This window comes from Lentzea sp. CC55 (genome assembly GCF_021056325.1).
GTDB classification, from domain to species: domain Bacteria; phylum Actinomycetota; class Actinomycetes; order Mycobacteriales; family Pseudonocardiaceae; genus Lentzea; species Lentzea jiangxiensis.
This window is the reverse complement of sequence record NZ_JAJCXE010000057.1, coordinates 142,994-161,238: the sequence shown is the minus strand read 5'-3', so window position 1 is coordinate 161,238 and position 18,245 is coordinate 142,994. Positions and strand designations below refer to the sequence as shown.

The window sequence follows — 18,245 nt, the reverse complement described above, 5'->3', positions numbered from 1 at the left end:
CACCAGGTCTAGAAGGCCGGACGGCCACCGGGGGTGCTGACCAGGGTGCCGATCTTCTCACCACGCACCGCGCGCGCGATGTTCCCCTCGGTGAGGAGGTTGAAGACGAGGATCGGCATGTTGTTGTCCATGCAGAGGCTGAAGGCCGTGGCATCGGCGACGTTGAGGCCTCGCTCCAGCACCTCGCGGTGGGTGATGTTGTCGAACATCAGCGCGTCGGGGTCGATCTTGGGGTCGGCCGTGTAGACGCCGTCGACGGCCTTGGCCATCAGGACGATCTCGCAGCCGATCTCCAGCGCGCGCTGGGCGGCGGTGGTGTCGGTGGAGAAGTACGGCAGACCCGCGCCGCCACCGAAGATCACGACACGGCCCTTGTCGAGGTGGCGCATCGCGCGGCGGGGGATGTAGGACTCGGCGACCTGCGTCATCTGGATGGAGGTCTGCACGCGGGTGTCGATGCCGTGCTCGCGCTCGAGGAAGTCCTGCAGCGCCAGGCAGTTCATGACCGTGCCGAGCATGCCCATGTAGTCGGCGCGCGACCGGTCCATGCCGCGCTGCTGGAGCTCGGACCCGCGGAAGAAGTTGCCACCACCGATCACGACGGCCACCTGCACGCCGGACTTGTGGACGGCCGCGATCTGCTTGGCGACTGTCTGGACGACGTCGGGATCGACGCCGACGCCACCACCGCCGAACATCTCGCCACCGAGTTTGAGCATCACCCGGCTGTAGCCGTGGCTACCTTCTTCGCTCACAGGTCCCTCTCCTTTGACCCCGGGAACTTCCGTAGACACGCCAAGGGCGGGGTCGCTGGTACCCGCAACCCCGCCCTCATGCGAATCAGCTCTGGCCGACCTCGAACCGAGCGAAACGGGTCACCGTCACGCCGGCCTCGTCCAGGAGAGCCTTGACCGTCTTCTTGCTGTCCGTCACGGAAGCCTGCTCGACGAGCACGACGTCCTTGAAGAAGCCGTTGACGCGACCCTCGACGATCTTGGGGAGCGCGCCCTCGGGCTTGCCCTCCTCGCGAGCGGTCTCCTCGGCGATGCGGCGCTCGTTGGCGACGAGCTCCTCCGGAACCTCGTCACGGGTGACGAACTTCGGGCGCATCGCGGCGATCTGCATCGCGGCACCCTTGGCGACCTCGGCGTTGTCACCGGTGTACTCGACGAGCACGCCGACGGCCGGCGGCAGGTCCGCGGCACGCTTGTGCAGGTAGGTCGAGACGGTACCGTCGAAGTCGACGGCCTTGGCCAGCTCGAGCTTCTCGCCGATCTTCGCGGAGAACTCCTGGACCAGCGCGTCGACGGTCTTGCCGTCGACCTCGACGGCCTTGAGGGCCTCGACGTCCGCGACCTTGTTGGCCTTGGCGATCGCGACGATGTCGTCGGCGAGGGCGATGAAGTCCGCGTTCTTGGCGACGAAGTCCGTCTCGCAGCGCAGCTCGACCATCGCGCCGTCCTTGACGGCGACGAGGCCGTTGGACGTGGTGCGCTCGGCGCGCTTGCCGACGTCCTTGGCGCCCTTGATGCGCAGGATCTCGACGGCCTTCTCGAAGTCGCCGTCAGCCTCGTCCAGCGCCTTCTTGCAGTCCATCATGCCGGCGGCGGTCAGCTCGCGGAGCTTCTTGACGTCCGCGGTGGTGTAGTTCGCCATCGTGTTCCTTCTGCGATGTACGCGCTTGGGTCACGAGGTGCCCGCTGGTCGCGGGCACCTCGTGGGGGAGATCAGGACTGGACGGGCTGCTCGGCCGGAGCTTCCTCGGCAGGAGCCGCCTCAGCCGGAGCCGCCTCAGCCGGAGCCTCGGTGGCCGTGGAGCTGGTCAGGAGCTCCTGCTCCCACTCGGCCAGCGGCTCGTCGGCAGCGGGCTTGTCCTGGCCCTCGGCGGCGTCGCGGCGACCACCGGAGCGCTGCATGAGACCGGCGGCGGCGGCCTCGGCCACGACCTTGGTCAGCAGTGCGGCGGAGCGGATCGCGTCGTCGTTGCCCGGGATCGGGAACTCGACCTCGTCCGGGTCGCAGTTGGTGTCGAGGATCGCGACGATCGGGATGTTCAGCTTGCGAGCCTCACCGACCGCGATGTGCTCCTTCTTGGTGTCCACGATCCACACGGCGCTGGGCACCTTGGACATGTCGCGGATACCGCCGAGCGTGCGCTCCAGCTTGTCCTTCTCGCGGTTCATCATCAGGATTTCCTTCTTGGTGAAACCCTGGAAACCGCCGGTCTGCTCCATCGACTCGAGCTCCTTGAGGCGCTGGAGCCTCTTGTGGACCGTCGAGAAGTTGGTGAGCATGCCGCCCAGCCAGCGCTGGTTCACGTAGGGCATGCCGACGCGGAGCGCCTCGTTGGCGATGGCCTCCTGCGCCTGCTTCTTGGTGCCGATGAACAGGATCGAACCGCCGTGCGCGACCGTTTCCTTCACGAACTCGTAAGCCCGGTCGATGTAGGTCAGCGTCTGCTGCAGGTCGATGATGTAGATGCCGTTGCGCTCGGTGAGGATGTAGCGCTTCATCTTCGGGTTCCAGCGCCGCGTCTGGTGCCCGAAGTGCACGCCGCTGTCGAGCAGCTGCTTCATGGTTACGACGGCCATGGCCGGTTCGCACCTCATCTGTAGGACGCGCCAGGTCTGGCCTTGCGCGTCGATCCGGTTGTCGCCTCAGGCCAGCAGGCCGTCAGCCCTGGTGCCGAACGCCGCCGCCCACACCTTCGGAGCATCTCTGCACCTTCAGGACCGTCGGACGTCGTGACTCGACCTTGCTGGAACCAGCGGGTCGGATCTGCATTGGCACGCGAAGTCGTCCCGCGCACAGACGGGACGCGCCCGAAAGTCTACTCCTCACCCCCGTCAAACTTCGAATCGCCCCCGTCGAGCAGGTGGCAATTGTCCACAACCGGCGAGTAATCCACAGATCCCCGATCACCGCTGGTCCCCGGTGTGCCCCGTAGCCGACCGTTGACCCATGCCCCTCCTCCCCACCGCCCTGGTCCTCACCACGCTCCTGACCCCGCCTCCGGCGCGCTTCGGCTGGCCGCTGCCCCCGCCCCACCCGGTGGTGCGCGCCTTCGAGGCCCCGGCGACCCCGTTCGGCCCCGGCCACCGGGGCGCCGACCTCTCCGCTCCGGCCGGCACCGGCGTGCTGGCCGCGGCGGACGGGGTGGTGGTGTTCGCCGGACCGGTGGCCACCCGGACGTTGGTGTCGCTCCAGCACCGCGGCGGCCTCCGCACGACGTACGAGCCGGTGGCGCCGGCCGTCACGGCGGGAAGCCCGGTACGCCGGGGACAGGTGATCGGTCATCTGCAGGAGGGCCACTGCTCCACGCCGTGCCTGCACTGGGGCGCCAGGCGGGGCACCGAGTACCTCGACCCGCTCCGCCTGGTCAGCTCGCCGCACGTGCGCCTGTTGCCCCTGTCCACGCCGGCCAGGAGCCCCTGACCCGCCCGAGACCCGCGCCGCGCAGCCCAGCGCTTGCGAGCGGCGCCCCGATAGGGCGCTTCCCGCCGTCCCCGACGGCCGGACAGCGGCGCGACCCGTCCCCGCGCCGCGGCGCCCACCAGGTGCCGGGAGGCGGCCCCGCTCACGTTCGCCCGCCTCCCGGCCACCTGGCCCCGGTCCCGCAGACATCCGAGCCCGGCCAGCGCGCAGCGGCCCTGCCCGCTCACCTTCCGCTCCCCTGACCCATCTGACCCTGATCCCGCAGACATCGGAGCCCCGTCGGCGCACGGCGGCCCTGCCCGCACTCCTCACGGAACCGCCCGGCCTGCACCCGCAAGCCGACTCTGTTCCCGCTCACCTTCCACCCGCCTCCCGGTCCACCTGGCCCCGCTCCGCGGAAGCCCGAACCAGGCCGACGCACGGCGGCCGTGCCCGCTCTCCGCACGGAACCGCCCGGCCTGCGCCAGCGAGCCGCCGATCGACCCTCGCTCACCTTCCACCCGCCCCCGACCCACTTGGGCCAAATCCGACAGACATCCGAACCCGGCCGGCGCACGGCGGCCCTGCCCGCTCTCCGCGCAGAACCGCGCCCGACCTGCACCCGCAAGCCGACCCGACCCCCGCTCACCTTCCGCACGCCTCCTGGTCCGCCTAGCCCAGGTCCGCGGACGCCCAGGCCAGACCGACGCGCGGTGGCCCTGCCCGCTCTCCGCGCGGAACTGCCCAGCCTGCACCCGCGAGCCGGCGAGGCCCCCGCTCACTCCCCGGCCCACCTAGCCCTGGTCCCGCGGACATCATGCGGGCGGCCAGCGCGCGGCGGCCTTGCCCGCTCTCCGCACGGAACCGCCCGGTTTGCACCCGCAAGCCGGCTCAACCCCTGCCCGCTGCTCCCGCTCGTCCACCTACCGCAGGCGACAGACCGGCTTTCCAGCCGATCGCCGAATCGCGGTCCGGCGATGACGATCGTCCTGTTCGGCGCCTGCCCGATTGCCGTCGCCGGTGGAGGTTCGCAAGCGCTGAATGCATTTTCGGCGGCTCGCGGATTGGCCGCCGTCGTCCGCAGCTCGACTCGACGGCCCACTGCGGGAATCGACCTGCGCGCCCGAAGTCCAGCAGCTCAGCTCGGCGCTCGACCGTTCGACTGCTGCCCGAGCGGGCACGCGGCGTGCTGAGGCTTGGAAGAAGTCCACCCGTTCGAGTGAATTAGCCCGGCGAGGGGCGGAAAGGAGGCTCAAAGCTCAATTCCAGGGCCGCGCACGACTTCTCGGTACGCGCGTCCGGCAGCTCGGGCGGTGCGCCCGACTGCGGGTGGAATGAGCCTTCGTCAGGCCTCGGACTGCTCGTTGAGCTTGGTGCGCAGGCGCAGGACGGCGCGGGTGTGCAGCTGGCAGACCCTGGACTCCGTCACGCCGAGGACCTTGCCGATCTCGGCGAGGGTCAGGTTCTCGAAGTAGTAGAGGGTCACAACTACGCGGTCGCGCTCCGCGAGCTGGGCTATCGCGTCGGCCAGCTGGCGGCGGCTGTCCTGGTCGACGAGGCTCGCCACCGGGTCTTCCGCGGCGTCGTCGGGCAGCGACTCGGCGAGGGAGGAGCCGCCCTTGTTCGGGGCGATCAGCTCGTCGAGCGCGACGACGCTGGTGAGCTGGAGCTGGCCGTACAGCTCGCGCAGCTCGGCCAGACCGATCTTGAGCTCTGCGGCGAGCTCGCGGTCGGTGGGCGTGCGCTGGAGCTTGGCACCGAGGCGTTCCAGGGCCCGTTCGACGTCGCGGGCGCGGCTGCGGACCGACCGCGGCACCCAGTCCTGGGAGCGGAGGTCGTCGAGGATCGCGCCGCGGATGCGCTGCATGGCGTAGGTCTCGAACTTGAGACCGCGTTCCGGCTCGAACTTCTCTATCGCGTCGACCAGGCCGAAGATGCCGGACTGGATCAGGTCGGCGACGTCCACGTGGGCGGGCAGGCCCGTGCCGACGCGGCCGGCGACGTACTTGACCAGCGGCGCGTAGTGCAGCACCAGGCGGTCGCGCTGGCCCTGGTCACGGGACTCGCCGTAGCTGCGCCACAGCGCCACGATGCCGGCCTCGACGTCGTCACCGGACCGGACGTCCGTGCGCGTCACGCCGGTCGGGACGGCAGCGGGCGTGCCGTTGACATGCGTGTCGGCACCGGGCTCCGCGATCGCCTCGGTGCTGTGTGGCGCGCCGTTCTGACGGTGCCCGTTGCTCGCCTGCTTCGACGCTGGTGCGGGCAGGACGGGGTCAGGGGGCACGGTCGCCGTACGCGATCCTCCCCCTGCGGCGTCAGGAACGGGGGTGGGTTCGGTCATGGATCGCCTTCAGCCGTTCGACAGTGACGTGTGTGTAAAGCTGAGTCGTTGCGAGCGTAGCGTGACCAAGCAGCTCTTGGACGGTGCGCAGGTCCGCTCCCCCTTCCAGCAAATGGGTCGCAGCGGAGTGGCGCAACCCGTGCGGCCCGATGTCCGGCGCTTCCGGCACCTCGGCGACTACCTCGTGCACCAGGGCGCGGACCGCCCGCTGGTTCAGCCGGCCCCCGCGCGCACCGAGGAACAGGGCGGGCGGCGAATCCGGTGCTACCAGGGCGTTCCTGCCCTCGTCCACCCACCGCCGCACCGCGCACTCGGCCGGCACGCCGAACGGCGCGCTGCGCTCTCGCCCACCTTTGCCCAGAACTCGAATCACCCTTAGGGAGTAGTCCACGTCGTCGAGATCAAGACCACAGAGTTCGGCCACGCGGATACCGGTGGCGTACAGCAACTCCACCACGGCCTGATCACGCAGCGCAACCGGATCACCTTGGGACGCGCCAGAGGATACGGCGCTCATGACGTCCTTCGCCTGGTCCTGTCGCAAAACGGACGGCAACGTCCGGTGCGGCCGCGGAGCAGCGAGGCGAGGCCCCGGATCCGACGCCAAATGCCCTGTTCGGTGCGCCCACGCCGTGAACGAGCGTGCAGCGGCAGCGCGGCGCGCGAGAGTCGTGCGGCTCGCACCCGTTGTGCGTTGCGCCGCAAGCCATGACCGCAGATTCGTCAGGTCTATGTGCTCGACATCGGCATTTTCCGGGATATTCCCGGCGACGTGTCCCAGCAATGCCACCGCATCGCCCACGTAAGCGCGCACTGTGTGCGTCGAGAGATCACGCTCCAACGCCAGGTGGCGTTCGTACTGCCGCAACACCTCCGCGACGTGCGCAGGCAGTTTTTCGCGCAGGCGAACGAGATCGACACGACGTGTCCGACCATGCGGCGGCGGGGACATAGGCCAAGACGCTGCGCCAGTCGGGGCGTTTGGTCAAGTATCGCCACACCCCCGAGCCGCATGAGAGCGTTCCCATGATCAGGAACACGATAACGTTTCAACTCCCCGTGACGACCAGGGGCTTGGTGGCACGTACAGATCACCTTTCGGAGTAGCGATGGTAGCCAGCACCACCGTCCGAACAGTCGACGAGCTCGCTCGCCGAGTCGTGCGCAAGATCGCTCCCGAGGAGCTGCCTTCGTTCGAGATAGTCGCCGCGCCCTACCTGGAGAACCCCAAGCAGGCCGAACGCCGGCTCCGCCAGGCCCACGACGACCCGCTGGGCTTCGGCCTGGGCGACATCGTCGCGATGGCGACTCCGGTGATCGCCCTGGTGTCCGGCAGCGTGATCACCGCCGTGTCCGACAGCGTCGGCAAGGCCGTGCAGCAGGGCACGACGAACGCCGCGCGCAAAGCGTGGCGCAAACTCCGCGGCAAGCCCGCCGAACCGCTCGAGCTGCCGTCCACACCCCTGACGACGCCCCAGCTGGCCGAGGTGCGCAAGACCGCCCTCGAACGCGCTCTCTCGCTGGGCATGGAGCGGGAGAAGGCGGAGGCTCTCGCCGACGCCGTGGTCACCGCCCTGGTGCTGCGCGACAACGACCCCGAAGAAGGCCCGGCCGACCCGGACTGATCAGCACCGCACCTCCAGCTTCTGCCAGCCGCCGTCGACCTGCAGCGCCAGCCCGGCCAGCTCCAACTCGGGCAGCAGCGCCCGCACCCGTTCCAACGGCACACCGGACTCGACCGACACGACCTCGTCGCTGACCCCGCCCCGCTTCCCGAGTGCTTCGTAGACTCGCATGGCCTCGCCCTGCGGCGCCCCGAGCTCGCTCTCCTTCTCCGCGGGCTCGGTGGCGAGGTCGTCCCCGAACCGCCCGACCGACTCGACGACCTCGGCCACCGAGCTCACCGACACCGCCTGCCCGTCCCGCAACAGCTCGTGGCACCCGATCGAACTGGCCGACGTCACCGGCCCCGGCACCACCATCAACGGCCGCCCCAGCGCGAGCGTGATCGCGGCGGTGTTCTTGGCCCCGCTGCGCCGCCCGGCCTCGACGACGACCGTGCCACCGGCCAACGCCGCGATGAGGCGGTTGCGCGTCAGGAACCGGTGCCGAGCAGGCATCACACCAGGCGGGTACTCGCTGACGATCACCCCTTCCCGCGAGATCTTCGCGAGCAACCCCTGGTGCCCGGCGGGATAGGCGAAGTCCACCCCGCACGCCAGCACCGCGACGGTCAGCCCGCCACCGGCGAGCGAACCGCGGTGAGCGGCACCGTCGATCCCGTACGCCGCCCCGGACACGACCGTCACCCCCGCCGCCGCCAACCCGAACGCGAACTCGCCGGCAACGTGCTCGCCGTACCCGGTCGAAGCCCGCGACCCGACGATCGCCACGGCCGTGTCCACCGCCTCGGCGAGGTCGTGCGCCCCACGAACCCACAACGCCAACGGCTCACCACCACACCGCCGTGCCGACACCCCCTCCAACGCGACGAAGGGCCACCGCGGCCACTCCTCGTCCTCAGGAACAACCAGCCGCCCACCCAACTTGGCGACGTGCGCGAGGTCCTGCTCCGCCCGCTCCTCAGCCCGCCGAGCAGACGTCTGACTCGCAACCGAAGACGACACTTCACCAGCCCGGACGAGCGCCGCGGCCTCAACGGGCCCGACCTCGGCCACCAACGCGGCCAGCGCCGCCGGATACGGCTCCGCCACCCGCGACAGGTACGCCCGCGCCAGCCGGACGGCGTCCGTCGCCCCGGCGCTCACCGGAACCACCACCAGGGCAGCCAGCGCTGCCAGGGCTCCGAACGCCACGGCGACGGCGGACTGACACCCGACGACCGCCTTCGCACCGTGCACGGCATCCGCAGAAACGCGGGCAAAGCGGCGGCTGCTCGGGCGGTGGTCGAGGTGGCCGCACAGGCGAGAAGCGAGGACATGGTCGGACTCCTTGATCTGGGTTGGACGGGGCCGGGCGCGGAGTAGGAGTGGGACTCCGAACCCGGCGACTCGGGAGGGTCAGGGTTCGTCGTCGGGGTCGGGGTCGGACCTGGGGTTGGTGGGTGAGCGGGCGCTCGCAGGGGTGGACGAGCGCCCGCTCGACCGGGGGCCGGACGCGGAGTCGGGGCGGGAAGCTCCGCGACCGGCGGCTCGGGTGGACGGCTGTCTTGGAGTCCGCTGGCAGCCGGGGTGACAAGAGCCACCGCTTGCGACCGGCGGCTCGGGTAGGCGGCTCCCCTGGGCTCGCTGCCAGGCGGTCGGCCGCCGGCCACGAGCGCGAGCGCCGTGTGTCAGGCGGTACTTGTGGCCGAACGCCCACGGCGGCGCAGGGTGCTGGCCTGGTGTCTTCGCAGGAGAGTCGGAGAGCAGCGGAAAGGCGTCAGACTCGGCGTTCTCGGAACTGGAGGGCGGCGGCCACGTGGTCGGCGGTGGGGCGGTCGGCTTCGGCCAGGTCGGCCAAGGTCCAAGCCACTCGCAGACATCTGTCGGCGCCTCGGCCTGTCAGGGCGCCGATGGCCAGGGCTCGGTCCAGCAGCGCTGTGGTGTCGCGTGGGAGGGCGAACTCCTGGCGGAGTGCCGGGCCTGGGACCAGGGCGTTGGCCTGCCAGTCGTGGCCGTGGGCCGACCAGCGGGTGGCGGCCCGGGAGCGGGCCTTGAGGACGCGTTCGCGGACTGTTGCCGTCGAGTCGGGTGGGGCCGCGTCGGCGTTCGACATGGCGGTGGTCGCCCTCATGCGGACGCGGAGGTCCACTCGGTCGAGCAGCGGGCCGGAGAGTTTGGACTGGTAGCGGCGGCGCACGGTGCTGGTGCAGATGCAGTCGACCTCCTTCGGCGGGGCGCACGGGCACGGGTTGGTGGCGAGGATCAGCTGGAAGCGGGCCGGGTAGCGGGCTATGCCGTCGCGGCGTGGGATGCGGACCTCGCCCTCCTCCAGCGCGGTGCGGAGGGTGTCGATGGTCTTCTGGCCGAACTCGCAGGCCTCGTCCAGGAACAGCACTCCCCTGTGCGCCCGGGAGGCGGCGCCCGGCTTCGCCAGTCCGCTCCCTCCGCCAATCAGGGCCGCTATCGACGTCGTGTGGTGCACGTTGACGAACGGCGGGCTGGCGACCAGCGGGTAGTCGGAGGAGAGGACGCCCGCCACGGAGTGCACCGCCGTGACGGCCAGCGACTCCTCGCGGGTCAGGGGTGGGAGCAGGCCCGGGAGGCGTTCGGCGAGCATCGTCTTGCCGGTGCCCGGTGGGCCCGTCAGGAGGAGGTGGTGGGCGCCGGCCGCCGCCACCTCCAGCGCCCAGCGGGCTTCCGGCTGGCCGACCACGTCGGCCAGGTCCGGGACCTGCGGCAGCGGCGGGTCGACGGGCCGCGGTGGCTTCTGCAGCGTCACCTCGTCGCCGCGCAGCCACGCCAGGACCTCCGTCAGGGTGAGGGCGCCGTGGATCTCCACGCCGTCCACCAGGGCGGCCTCGGGCAGGGTGGCGACGGGGACGACGGCCTGAGTGAGGCCCGCGCGGCGGGCCGCCAGCAGGGCGGGCAGGACGCCGCGGACCGGGCGGATGCGGCCGTCCAGGGCCAGCTCACCCAGCAGGACGGTGGTGGCGAGGCGGTCGGGCGGGATCGCGCCCGAGGCGGCCAGCGTGGCGCAGGCGATGGCCAGGTCGTAGCTGCTGCCGCCCTTCGGCAGGTTCGCCGGGGACAGCCCCAGGACGATGCGCTGCTTCGGCCACTCCTCCTCGCTGTTGCGGACGGCGGCTTTCACGCGCTCCTTCGACTCGTGCAGCGACGCGTCGGGCAGCCCGAGCAGGTGCGTGCGGGGCTGGCCCACGCCCACGTCCGCCTCGATCTCCACCGGCAGGCCGTCGACGCCGCAGAGCGCCACCGACCACGCCTGTGCGAGGCCCATCTCAGGCTCCCCGCAGGTGCTGCAGACGGGCTTCACCGGACGGGGGCCAGGTGACCGAGATCAGGTCGACGCGGACGTGGCACCAGCCGACGCCGTGCGACGCGAGCCAGCGCAGGGCTGTTCGACGCAGGCGTGAGAGCTTGTGCTGGTCCACGGCCTCGTCCGGACGTCCCCACGCGGGACCGGATCTCGTCTTGACCTCGCAGACGACCAGGCGGTCGCCCTCCACGGCCACGATGTCGAGCTCCCCGTCGCGGCACGTCCAGTTCCGCGACAGGACCACCAGACCCTGCTCCTCCAGGTACCTGCACGCCAGGTCCTCGCCCTGACGGCCTCTCTCCTGCTGCCTGGTCCCGACCGGTGCCTGTGCCACCACTGTCCTCGCCTCCCTGCGGGTCGTCGGGTTCGACCTTGCCGGGCGGAACGGGGTGGGTGGCCGGGCTGAGGGGAATCTGTGGACAACTCAGCGGCTGTGGACAGGTCGGCCTTTGTGGATCTTGAAAGGGCGGAGTTGTCGGTGGGGTGTGCTAGTGGCCCGAGGACGGCGATCCGCGGCACGAAACAGCACCGCCCCCGCGTCCCGGTACGACCCGGGACGCGAGGGCGGTGCTGCGGAAGACCTCAGGTGGGGAACGGACCGCTTTCCGGCAGTCGGAGGTCCGGCTTGTCCAGCTCCTCCACGTTCACGTCCTTGAACGTGATGACACGAACGTTCTTGACGAACCTCGCGGGCCGGTACATGTCCCACACCCACGCGTCCGACATGCGCACCTCGAAGTACACCTCGCCGTCGGCGTTGCGCACCTGCACGTCCACCGAGTTGGCCAGGTAGAAACGCCGTTCGGTCTCCACGACGAACGAGAACTGGCTGACTATGTCGCGGTACTCCTTGTACAGCGACAGTTCCATCTCGGTCTCGTACTTCTCGAGATCCTCTGCACTCATTACGCCTCCGCGCGGGTCATCATCTGCTCCGCGCCCTCCCTCGTCGCGAGCTCCCCGGCATCAGCCGGGGCTGCATCATTCTGGACCACGGCCGCCGCGGTCGTGGCGCGCGCCACCCTGTGCGGCGCGGCGAGACCGTGCTTGGCAGCCGCCGCTGCCACATTTACATACGACCACCGGTGCTCCGCACACGGCCCGTGCTCCATCAACGCAGCCGTGTGGTCGGGCGTGCAGTAACCCTTGTGCACGTTGAACCCGTACTCGGGATGGCGCTCGTGCAGGTCGGCCATGATCCGGTCCCGCGTGACCTTGGCCAGCACCGATGCCGCGGCCACGCACGCCGCGGCCTGGTCGCCCTTGAGCACCGCCACGTTCGGCGCGGGCATGCCCGGCACCTTGAACCCGTCGGTCAGGACGTAGCCGGGATGGGTCGACATCTGCGCCACCGCGCGGCGCATGCCCTCGATGTTCATGACGTGGATGCCCAGCCAGTCGATGTCGGCGGGCGGCACGACGACCACCGAGTGGTCCACCGCGCGCTTCAGCACCAGGTCGTACATCCTGTCGCGCGCCGACGCCGTCATCAGCTTCGAGTCGTTCAGGCCCTCGAACCGCGACGCGTCACCCGGCCGGAGGACGCACGCGGCGATCACCAGCGGCCCGGCGCACGGACCGCGCCCCGCCTCGTCGACCCCGGCGACGGGACCCAGGCCCCGGCGCTCCAGGGTGCTCTGCAGCGCCCAGTTCCCCGAGGAGCCCCGCACCACCGCGCGAGGCGGCATCAGCATGGTCATCGGCGGAATCGGTCTCGCACTCGACGTCCGAGCAGCAGAAGCGGCCACGCGGCGACGATACCCAGCCCCAGCGGCACGTTCTCCTGCCAGCCCGGCGCACCCATCGACACGGCCTGCGGGTCGTGGTCCGACACCCCGCCCCACCTCGACGGGGGCAGCACGATCACGCGCGCCTTGCCGATCACGTCGTCCACCGGCACGAGGCCGTTGAGACCGCCCTGGCCCTGGCAGCGCGAGTCGCACGAGTGGTTGCGGTTGTCGCCGAGCACGAACAGCATCCCGTCCGGGATCTTGAGCTCCTCGAACGACTCCTGCTCGGCCGGCGTGCCCTCGTCGAAGTGCTTGTACGGCTCGTCGAGGGGCTTGCCGTCCACGGTCACGCGGTTCTGCTCGTCGCAGCACTTCACGGTCTGCCCGCCGACGGCGATCACGCGCTTGACGAAGTCCTCCTCGTTCGCCGACGGCAGCCCGACCAGCGACCCGAGCCACGACAGCCCCTGCGAGACCGGGTTGCCCGGCTCCTCGGAGATGAAGTCGTTCTGCCACGACGGCGGCCCGCGGAAGACGATCACGTCGCCGGGCGCCGGCTCGGTGAAGCGGTAGGTGACCTTGTCCACGAGCACCCGGTCGCCGTAGCAGTCGGTGCACCCGTGCAGCGTCGTCTCCATCGACTCCGACGGGATCATGTAGACGCGGCCCAGGAAGACCTGGATGCCGATGGCGAGGCCGAACGCGACCAGGACGAGAACGGGCAGTTCCTTCCAGAAGTTGCCCTTTTTCTTCTTCTTCCCGGTTTCACCCGAAGCGTCGGAAGTCGGCTCGTCACCGGACGTGTTCTGCTCTGGAGCGTCGTCGACCACGAGATCAGCCTAGGGGCTGGGGGTTGTGGTCGGACACAACACTCCAGCGATCTTTCGGGAAAACGACGTACCGGGCTTTGCCGATGACGTTCTCGACAGGCACCGTGCCCGCTACGCCCCCGCCGCCCTGTTTGCGCGAGTCGGTGGAGTTCATCCGGTTGTCCCCCATCACGAACAACCGCCCTTCCGGCACGCGGATCGGAGCGAACGGCTCGTGGTCGGCGGGAGAGGTGCCGGGCTGCCAGTACACGTACGGCTCGTCGAGCGGTTTTCCGTCCACGACGACACGGTGCTGCTCGTCGCAGCACATCACCGTCTGACCGGGAAGCGCGATCACGCGCTTGACGAAGTCGCGCTCGTTCGCGGGCGCGATGCCCAGCAACGAACCGACGTACTGCACGGACCGTGCGACGGGGTTCGTCGACGGCGGGTTGCGGAAGTCCGTCGTCGTCCACGCCTCGGGCCCGCGGAACACGACCACCTCGCCGGGTTCGACGTCGCCGAACCTGTAGGTGACCTTGTCGACGAGCACGCGGTCGTTCTGGCAGCCGGTGCACCCGTGCAGCGTGTTCTCCATCGACGCCGAGGGGATCACGTAGACCCGCGCCACGAACGCCTGGATCAGCACCGTCAGCACGACGGCCGTCAGGACGACGTAGAGGACTTCCCTCCACACAGGAGTACGCCCCCGCTCCGGTTCATCCGGTGCGGAGGCGTCCTCCGGGTCTTCTGGGCTCGAAGCCACCGATCAGGAGACCGGACGGGCCTCGCGCTTCTCCTTGATCTTGGCGGCCTTGCCGCGCAGGTCGCGCAGGTAGTACAGCTTGGCGCGACGCACGTCACCGCGGGTGACGACCTCGATCTCGGAGATGTTCGGGGAGTGCACCGGGAAGGTGCGCTCGACGCCGACGCCGAAGGAGACCTTGCGGACGGTGAAGGTCTCGCGGATGCCGCCACCCTGGCGACGGATCACGACGCCCTGGAACACCTGGACGCGCTCGCGCGAGCCCTCGATGACGCGGACGTGGACCTTCAGCGTGTCGCCGGCGCGGAAGGCCGGGACGTCGGAGCGCAGCGACTGGGCGTCAAGTGCGTCCAGGATGTTCATCGGTGGTCCTCACGTGTGTCTGTGAACTCCCCAGAGCATGTTCCATGGCTGTGCACGACATGATGGGGGTCGGCTTGGTGCGCACGCCGATACGACACCGGCTGCGGCAACTGTTCCAGTGTGCCAGACCAGGCACTCCGGAATGAAATCGGGCTACTCGCCCCCCTCGCGCAGGCGTGCGAGCAGGGCCCGGTCGTGCTTGTCGAAGGCGTCCTCCGGCAACGATTCCAGCAGGTCGGGACGCCGTTCGAAGGTGCGGGCGAGTGACTGGTCACGCCGCCAGCGGTCGATGAGCCTGTGGTTGCCCGAGCGCAGCACGTCCGGAACGGCCAGGTCGCGCCACACGAGCGGCCGCGTGTAGCTCGGTCCTTCGAGCAGCCCGTCCTGGAACGAGTCCTCGGCGTGCGACTTCGGGTTGCCGAGCACGCCCGGCAGCAGCCGCGCGACCGCTTCCACGATCGCCAGCACGGCCACCTCGCCGCCGACCAGCACGTAGTCCCCGATGGACACCTCATCGACGCGAACGCGCCGCCGGGCGTCGTCGACCACACGCTGATCAATGCCCTCGTAGCGCCCGCACGCGAAGACGAGGTGCGACTCGCTCGCGTACTCGTGCGCGAGCGCTTGCGTGAACGGACGACCGGCCGGCGTCGGCACGATGAGACGCGTCTCGTCCGTGCAGACGTCATCGAGCGCGGGGCCCCAGATGTCGGCCTTCATGACCATGCCGGGCCCACCGCCGTACGGGCTGTCGTCGACGGCCTTGTGCACGTCCTGGGTCCAGTCCCGCAGGTCGTGCACACCGACGCTGATCAGCCCTTTATCGATCGCCTTCCCGAGCAACGCCGCGCGCAGCGGCGCGAGGTACTCGGGGAAGATCGTGACGACGTCAATCTGCATCGAGAAGACCCTCGGGCGGGTCGATCACGACACGGCCGCCGCGAACGTCCACAGTGGGCACGATCTCGCGCACGAACGGGATCAACGCCTCCCCGCCGTCGCGGATGACCACGAGCAGCTCGCCACCGGGGCCGTGCAGGACCTCCTTGACCGTGCCGATCTTCGTGCCGTCGACCAGCTCCGCCGCGAGCCCTTCGAGCTCGTGGTCGTAGAACTCGTCGGGGTCGTCGGTCGGCGGGAGGTCGTCGGTGCTGCCCAGCAGCAACGTGCCGCGCAACGCCTCGGCGACATCGCGGGTGACGACCTCGGCGAAACGCACGAGCAGCCGCCCGGCATGAGGCCGGGCGGCTGACACGGTGAGGCTTCGGGACGTGCCGTCACGCAGCTTGGCCTGGAGCTTGGCTCCGAGCGCGAACCGCAGTTCGGGTGAATCAGTGCGCACGTCAACGGCGAGTTCGCCGGTGATCCCGTGCGCCTTGGCCACACGGCCGACAACGACGTCCATTTGCCCTTGAAGTTCGTTCAGCGGTCGGTGTCGACGACGTCGACCCGCACACCACGACCGCCGATGCCGGCCATCACGGTGCGCAGAGCCGTCGCGGTGCGACCGCCACGACCGATCACCTTGCCGAGGTCGTCCGGGTGGACGTGGACCTCGAGGGTGCGGCCGCGACGGGTCGTGACGAGGTTCACCCGGACGTCGTCCGGGTGGTCGACGATGCCGCGAACGAGGTGTTCGAGGGCGTCAGCCAACAAACTCACGCCTCGTCCTTGGTGGCCTCGTCAGCCTTGGGGGCCTCGTCGGCCTTCTTGGCCTTCTTCGCCTTCGGGGTGGTGGCCTCGGTCATCGGCTCCTCGTTCGCGGCGGCCAGGGCGGCGGCGAACAGGTCGGCCTTGGAGGTCTTCGGCTCCTTGACCTTCAGCGTGCCCTCGGTGCCCGGCAGGCCCTTGAACTTCTGCCAGTCACCGGTGATCTCGAGGAGGCGCTGGACCGACTCGGTCGGCTGCGCGCCGACACCCAGCCAGTACTGCGCGCGCTCGGAGTCGACCGCGATGAACGACGGCTCTTCCTTCGGGTGGTACTTGCCGATCGTCTCGATGGCCTTGCCGTTGCGACGGGTGCGCGCGTCGGCGACCACGATGCGGTAGTACGGCTGGCGGATCTTGCCGAGACGCTGAAGCTTGATCTTGACGGCCATTGGCCTGGTACTCCTCGAGAGCTCTGTGTTGATGGTTCGCACAGCCGTGGCCCGGGCAGAGGGGCCGACCACGACGGACAGCGGGCAATTGTGCCAGATGACGGCCGGTGGATCCGAACCGGGCCTACGCGAACGGCGTCACGGAGCCGAGCGCCTCGCGCACCGCTCGGGCGTGTTCGACCGCTCCGGGCGTGTCGCCGTGCACGCACAACGACTCGGCGCGCGTCTTGATCACGGTGCCGTCGACCGCGACGATCTCGCCGTCCAGGAGCCTCTTGGCCCGTTCGACGACCTCGTCCGTGCTGCTGAGCAGGGCGTCCGGCCGGCTGCGCGGGACCAGCGTGCCCTCCGGCGTGTAGCCGCGGTCCGCGAACGCCTCCTGGACGGGCCTGAGTCCGGCTTCCGCGGCTTTCGCGAGCAGCTGGGAGCCCGGCAGGCCGAGGATCGGCAGGTCCTTGAACGCCTTGGTGCCGTTCACCACGGCTTCGGCTTGCTTCTCGTGGTGCACCGTCGCGTTGTAGAGCGCGCCGTGCGGTTTCACGTACACGACCTCGGTGCCCGCTGCTCGCGCGCACGCGTCGAGCGCACCGATCTGGTAGAGCACCTCGTCGGCCAGTTCGAGCGGGTCGGCGTCGATGAAGCGGCGCCCGAACCCGGCGAGGTCGCGGTAGGACACCTGGGCGCCGATCCGCACGCCGTTGCGCGCCGCCTCCTCGCACACCCTGCGCATGGTCGACGGATCACCGGCGTGGAAGCCGCACGCGACGTTCGCGCTGCTGATGAGGCCCAGCAGGGCGGTGTCGTCGCCGAGCCTCCAGATGCCGAAGCCCTCGCCGAGGTCGCTGTTCAGATCCATCACATGACCCCGACGGAGACGAGCAGGAGCGTGAGCCCCGGCAGGAAGTTGTTCATCACGTGCGCCACGATGCTCGCCCCGAGGCGGCGGGTGAGCAGGCGGGCTATGCCGATCGGGATGGCGATCACGAGCAGCAACGACGTGCGCAGCGGTTCGAAGTGGCCGATCGCGAAGACCACCGTGGTGAGCCAGAACGCGGCCCAGCGGCTCCATCCCTGGCGTTCGACCGCGCCCCAGAGCATGCCGCGGTAGATGATCTCCTCGCAGATCGGCCCGATGAGGCTCACGTAGAGGAACATCGTGATCGCGGCGCCGAGCGGCAGGTTCGAGCCGGACAGCAGGTCCCCGACCGCGCTCGTCGCGTTCTCCTCGCCGACGACCTTCGTCCAGAGCGTGGCGGCGGCGTAGGTGAGGACGAGGCCGAGGACGCCGAGCTTCAGCCCGATCGCGACGTCCTCCCTGGTCATGCTGAAGCGGAGGTCGATCTTGGGACCGTTGCCCCTGACGTAGGTGATCACGATGGCGGCACCGGCCGCGAGGACCGTCGGCACGATCGAGCCGACCAGCACCAGCGGCACCGAGTCCAGCAGGCTGATGCCGAACTGCTTGGCGAGCGCCGTGATGAACACGGCGCTGAGGATGAAGATCGCCTCGACCAGGAGGAACGCGCCGAACCCCCAGCGCTGGCCGACCCGCTCGGGCTCCGGGTCGCGGTTGATGTTCCGCACCGCCTCGACGGCGCCGCGCACGGCCCCGGCAACGCGGCGCGCGGCCCCGGCGACGCTCTCGGTGAAGCCGCGCCTGGGCTTCAGGGATTCCGGCTCGCTCACGCTCTGCAATCTAGTCACACCGCGGCTACCAGCGGCGCAACAGCGGGCACCGACACCCTCATGATCAACCCACCTCGCGATCGACGGCTGCTGAAG

General features: G+C 69.9%; 21 protein-coding genes. 2 read left to right on the top strand and 19 right to left on the bottom strand.

All coding sequences use genetic code 11. The features are described 5' to 3' along the window. Positions 1-8: 8 nt before the first annotated feature. The 3 genes from pyrH to rpsB form a co-directional block, all read right to left on the bottom strand. The gene (pyrH, locus tag L6E10_RS39175) at positions 9-719 is read right to left on the bottom strand and encodes a UMP kinase (RefSeq protein WP_090096004.1); all 711 of its coding nucleotides are present in this window, start codon (positions 717-719) and stop codon (positions 9-11) included. A 121-nt stretch (positions 720-840) separates the two neighbouring features. Next, positions 841-1,656, bottom strand: a complete 816-nt coding sequence (tsf, locus tag L6E10_RS39170; protein WP_236225213.1) for a translation elongation factor Ts — start codon at positions 1,654-1,656, stop codon at positions 841-843. A 71-nt stretch (positions 1,657-1,727) separates the two neighbouring features. Continuing rightward, the gene (gene rpsB, locus L6E10_RS39165) at positions 1,728-2,591 is read right to left on the bottom strand and encodes a 30S ribosomal protein S2 (RefSeq protein ID WP_236225212.1); all 864 of its coding nucleotides are present in this window, start codon (positions 2,589-2,591) and stop codon (positions 1,728-1,730) included. A gap of 370 nt (positions 2,592-2,961) precedes the next feature. Here rpsB and L6E10_RS39160 point away from each other — a divergent pair, with 370 nt between their 5' ends. Then, complete coding sequence (locus L6E10_RS39160) at positions 2,962-3,435, top strand: M23 family metallopeptidase (RefSeq protein WP_236225211.1); 474 nt, start codon at positions 2,962-2,964, stop codon at positions 3,433-3,435. Positions 3,436-4,759: 1,324 nt separating this feature from the next. Here the strand turns inward: L6E10_RS39160 and L6E10_RS39155 are convergent. Then, the gene (locus tag L6E10_RS39155; protein ID WP_374237633.1) at positions 4,760-5,701 is read right to left on the bottom strand and encodes a FliA/WhiG family RNA polymerase sigma factor; all 942 of its coding nucleotides are present in this window, start codon (positions 5,699-5,701) and stop codon (positions 4,760-4,762) included. 31 nt (positions 5,702-5,732) lie between these two features. After that, complete coding sequence (locus L6E10_RS39150; RefSeq protein ID WP_236225209.1) at positions 5,733-6,710, bottom strand: tyrosine recombinase XerC; 978 nt, start codon at positions 6,708-6,710, stop codon at positions 5,733-5,735. A 157-nt stretch (positions 6,711-6,867) separates the two neighbouring features. On the opposite strand from L6E10_RS39150, the gene L6E10_RS39145 reads away from it, so the two are divergent. Continuing rightward, the gene (locus tag L6E10_RS39145) at positions 6,868-7,383 is read left to right on the top strand and encodes a hypothetical protein (RefSeq protein WP_236225208.1); all 516 of its coding nucleotides are present in this window, start codon (positions 6,868-6,870) and stop codon (positions 7,381-7,383) included. Here L6E10_RS39145 and dprA read toward each other — a convergent pair whose 3' ends face one another. From dprA to L6E10_RS39075, 14 genes are all read right to left on the bottom strand, one after another. Beyond that, positions 7,384-8,541: a DNA-processing protein DprA gene (dprA, locus tag L6E10_RS39140; RefSeq protein ID WP_236225309.1), complete on the bottom strand. Its 1,158-nt coding sequence runs from the start codon at positions 8,539-8,541 to the stop codon at positions 7,384-7,386. A gap of 598 nt (positions 8,542-9,139) precedes the next feature. Next, positions 9,140-10,657 carry a YifB family Mg chelatase-like AAA ATPase gene (locus L6E10_RS39135; protein WP_236225207.1) on the bottom strand — a complete coding sequence of 506 codons (1,518 nt, stop codon included), beginning with the start codon at positions 10,655-10,657 and terminating at the stop codon, positions 9,140-9,142. 1 nt (position 10,658) lies between these two features. Further along, the gene (locus L6E10_RS39130) at positions 10,659-11,030 is read right to left on the bottom strand and encodes a YraN family protein (RefSeq protein ID WP_236225206.1); all 372 of its coding nucleotides are present in this window, start codon (positions 11,028-11,030) and stop codon (positions 10,659-10,661) included. A gap of 248 nt (positions 11,031-11,278) precedes the next feature. Further along, entirely contained in the window at positions 11,279-11,602 is a 324-nt protein-coding gene (locus tag L6E10_RS39125; protein WP_030468024.1) for a DUF2469 domain-containing protein, read from the bottom strand. Further along, a complete protein-coding gene (locus tag L6E10_RS39120) occupies positions 11,602-12,396 on the bottom strand; it encodes a ribonuclease HII (protein WP_236225205.1) in 795 nt (264 codons plus the stop codon). The genes L6E10_RS39125 and L6E10_RS39120 overlap by 1 nt, the downstream gene beginning before the upstream one ends. Continuing rightward, the gene (gene lepB, locus L6E10_RS39115) at positions 12,393-13,256 is read right to left on the bottom strand and encodes a signal peptidase I (RefSeq protein ID WP_236225204.1); all 864 of its coding nucleotides are present in this window, start codon (positions 13,254-13,256) and stop codon (positions 12,393-12,395) included. Before lepB (L6E10_RS39115) ends, L6E10_RS39120 begins: the two co-directional genes overlap by 4 nt. A 4-nt stretch (positions 13,257-13,260) precedes the next feature. Then, entirely contained in the window at positions 13,261-13,932 is a 672-nt protein-coding gene (gene lepB / locus L6E10_RS39110) for a signal peptidase I (RefSeq protein WP_374237631.1), read from the bottom strand. A gap of 72 nt (positions 13,933-14,004) precedes the next feature. Continuing rightward, positions 14,005-14,364: a 50S ribosomal protein L19 gene (rplS, locus tag L6E10_RS39105; RefSeq protein ID WP_090095457.1), complete on the bottom strand. Its 360-nt coding sequence runs from the start codon at positions 14,362-14,364 to the stop codon at positions 14,005-14,007. Between the two features lie 153 nt (positions 14,365-14,517). Continuing rightward, a complete protein-coding gene (gene trmD, locus L6E10_RS39100) occupies positions 14,518-15,264 on the bottom strand; it encodes a tRNA (guanosine(37)-N1)-methyltransferase TrmD (RefSeq protein ID WP_236225203.1) in 747 nt (248 codons plus the stop codon). After that, on the bottom strand, positions 15,254-15,769 hold the full coding sequence (gene rimM, locus L6E10_RS39095; protein ID WP_236225202.1) for a ribosome maturation factor RimM: 516 nt from the start codon (positions 15,767-15,769) through the stop codon (positions 15,254-15,256). The genes trmD and rimM overlap by 11 nt, the downstream gene beginning before the upstream one ends. Positions 15,770-15,786: 17 nt before the next feature. Beyond that, positions 15,787-16,026, bottom strand: a complete 240-nt coding sequence (locus L6E10_RS39090; protein ID WP_030468017.1) for an RNA-binding protein — start codon at positions 16,024-16,026, stop codon at positions 15,787-15,789. Further along, a complete protein-coding gene (gene rpsP / locus L6E10_RS39085; RefSeq protein ID WP_236225201.1) occupies positions 16,023-16,463 on the bottom strand; it encodes a 30S ribosomal protein S16 in 441 nt (146 codons plus the stop codon). The genes L6E10_RS39090 and rpsP overlap by 4 nt, the downstream gene beginning before the upstream one ends. Positions 16,464-16,587: 124 nt before the next feature. After that, positions 16,588-17,319 carry a LamB/YcsF family protein gene (locus L6E10_RS39080; RefSeq protein ID WP_236225200.1) on the bottom strand — a complete coding sequence of 244 codons (732 nt, stop codon included), beginning with the start codon at positions 17,317-17,319 and terminating at the stop codon, positions 16,588-16,590. Continuing rightward, positions 17,319-18,149, bottom strand: a complete 831-nt coding sequence (locus L6E10_RS39075) for a CPBP family intramembrane glutamic endopeptidase (protein ID WP_308102978.1) — start codon at positions 18,147-18,149, stop codon at positions 17,319-17,321. The genes L6E10_RS39080 and L6E10_RS39075 overlap by 1 nt, the downstream gene beginning before the upstream one ends. Positions 18,150-18,245 lie beyond the last annotated feature (96 nt).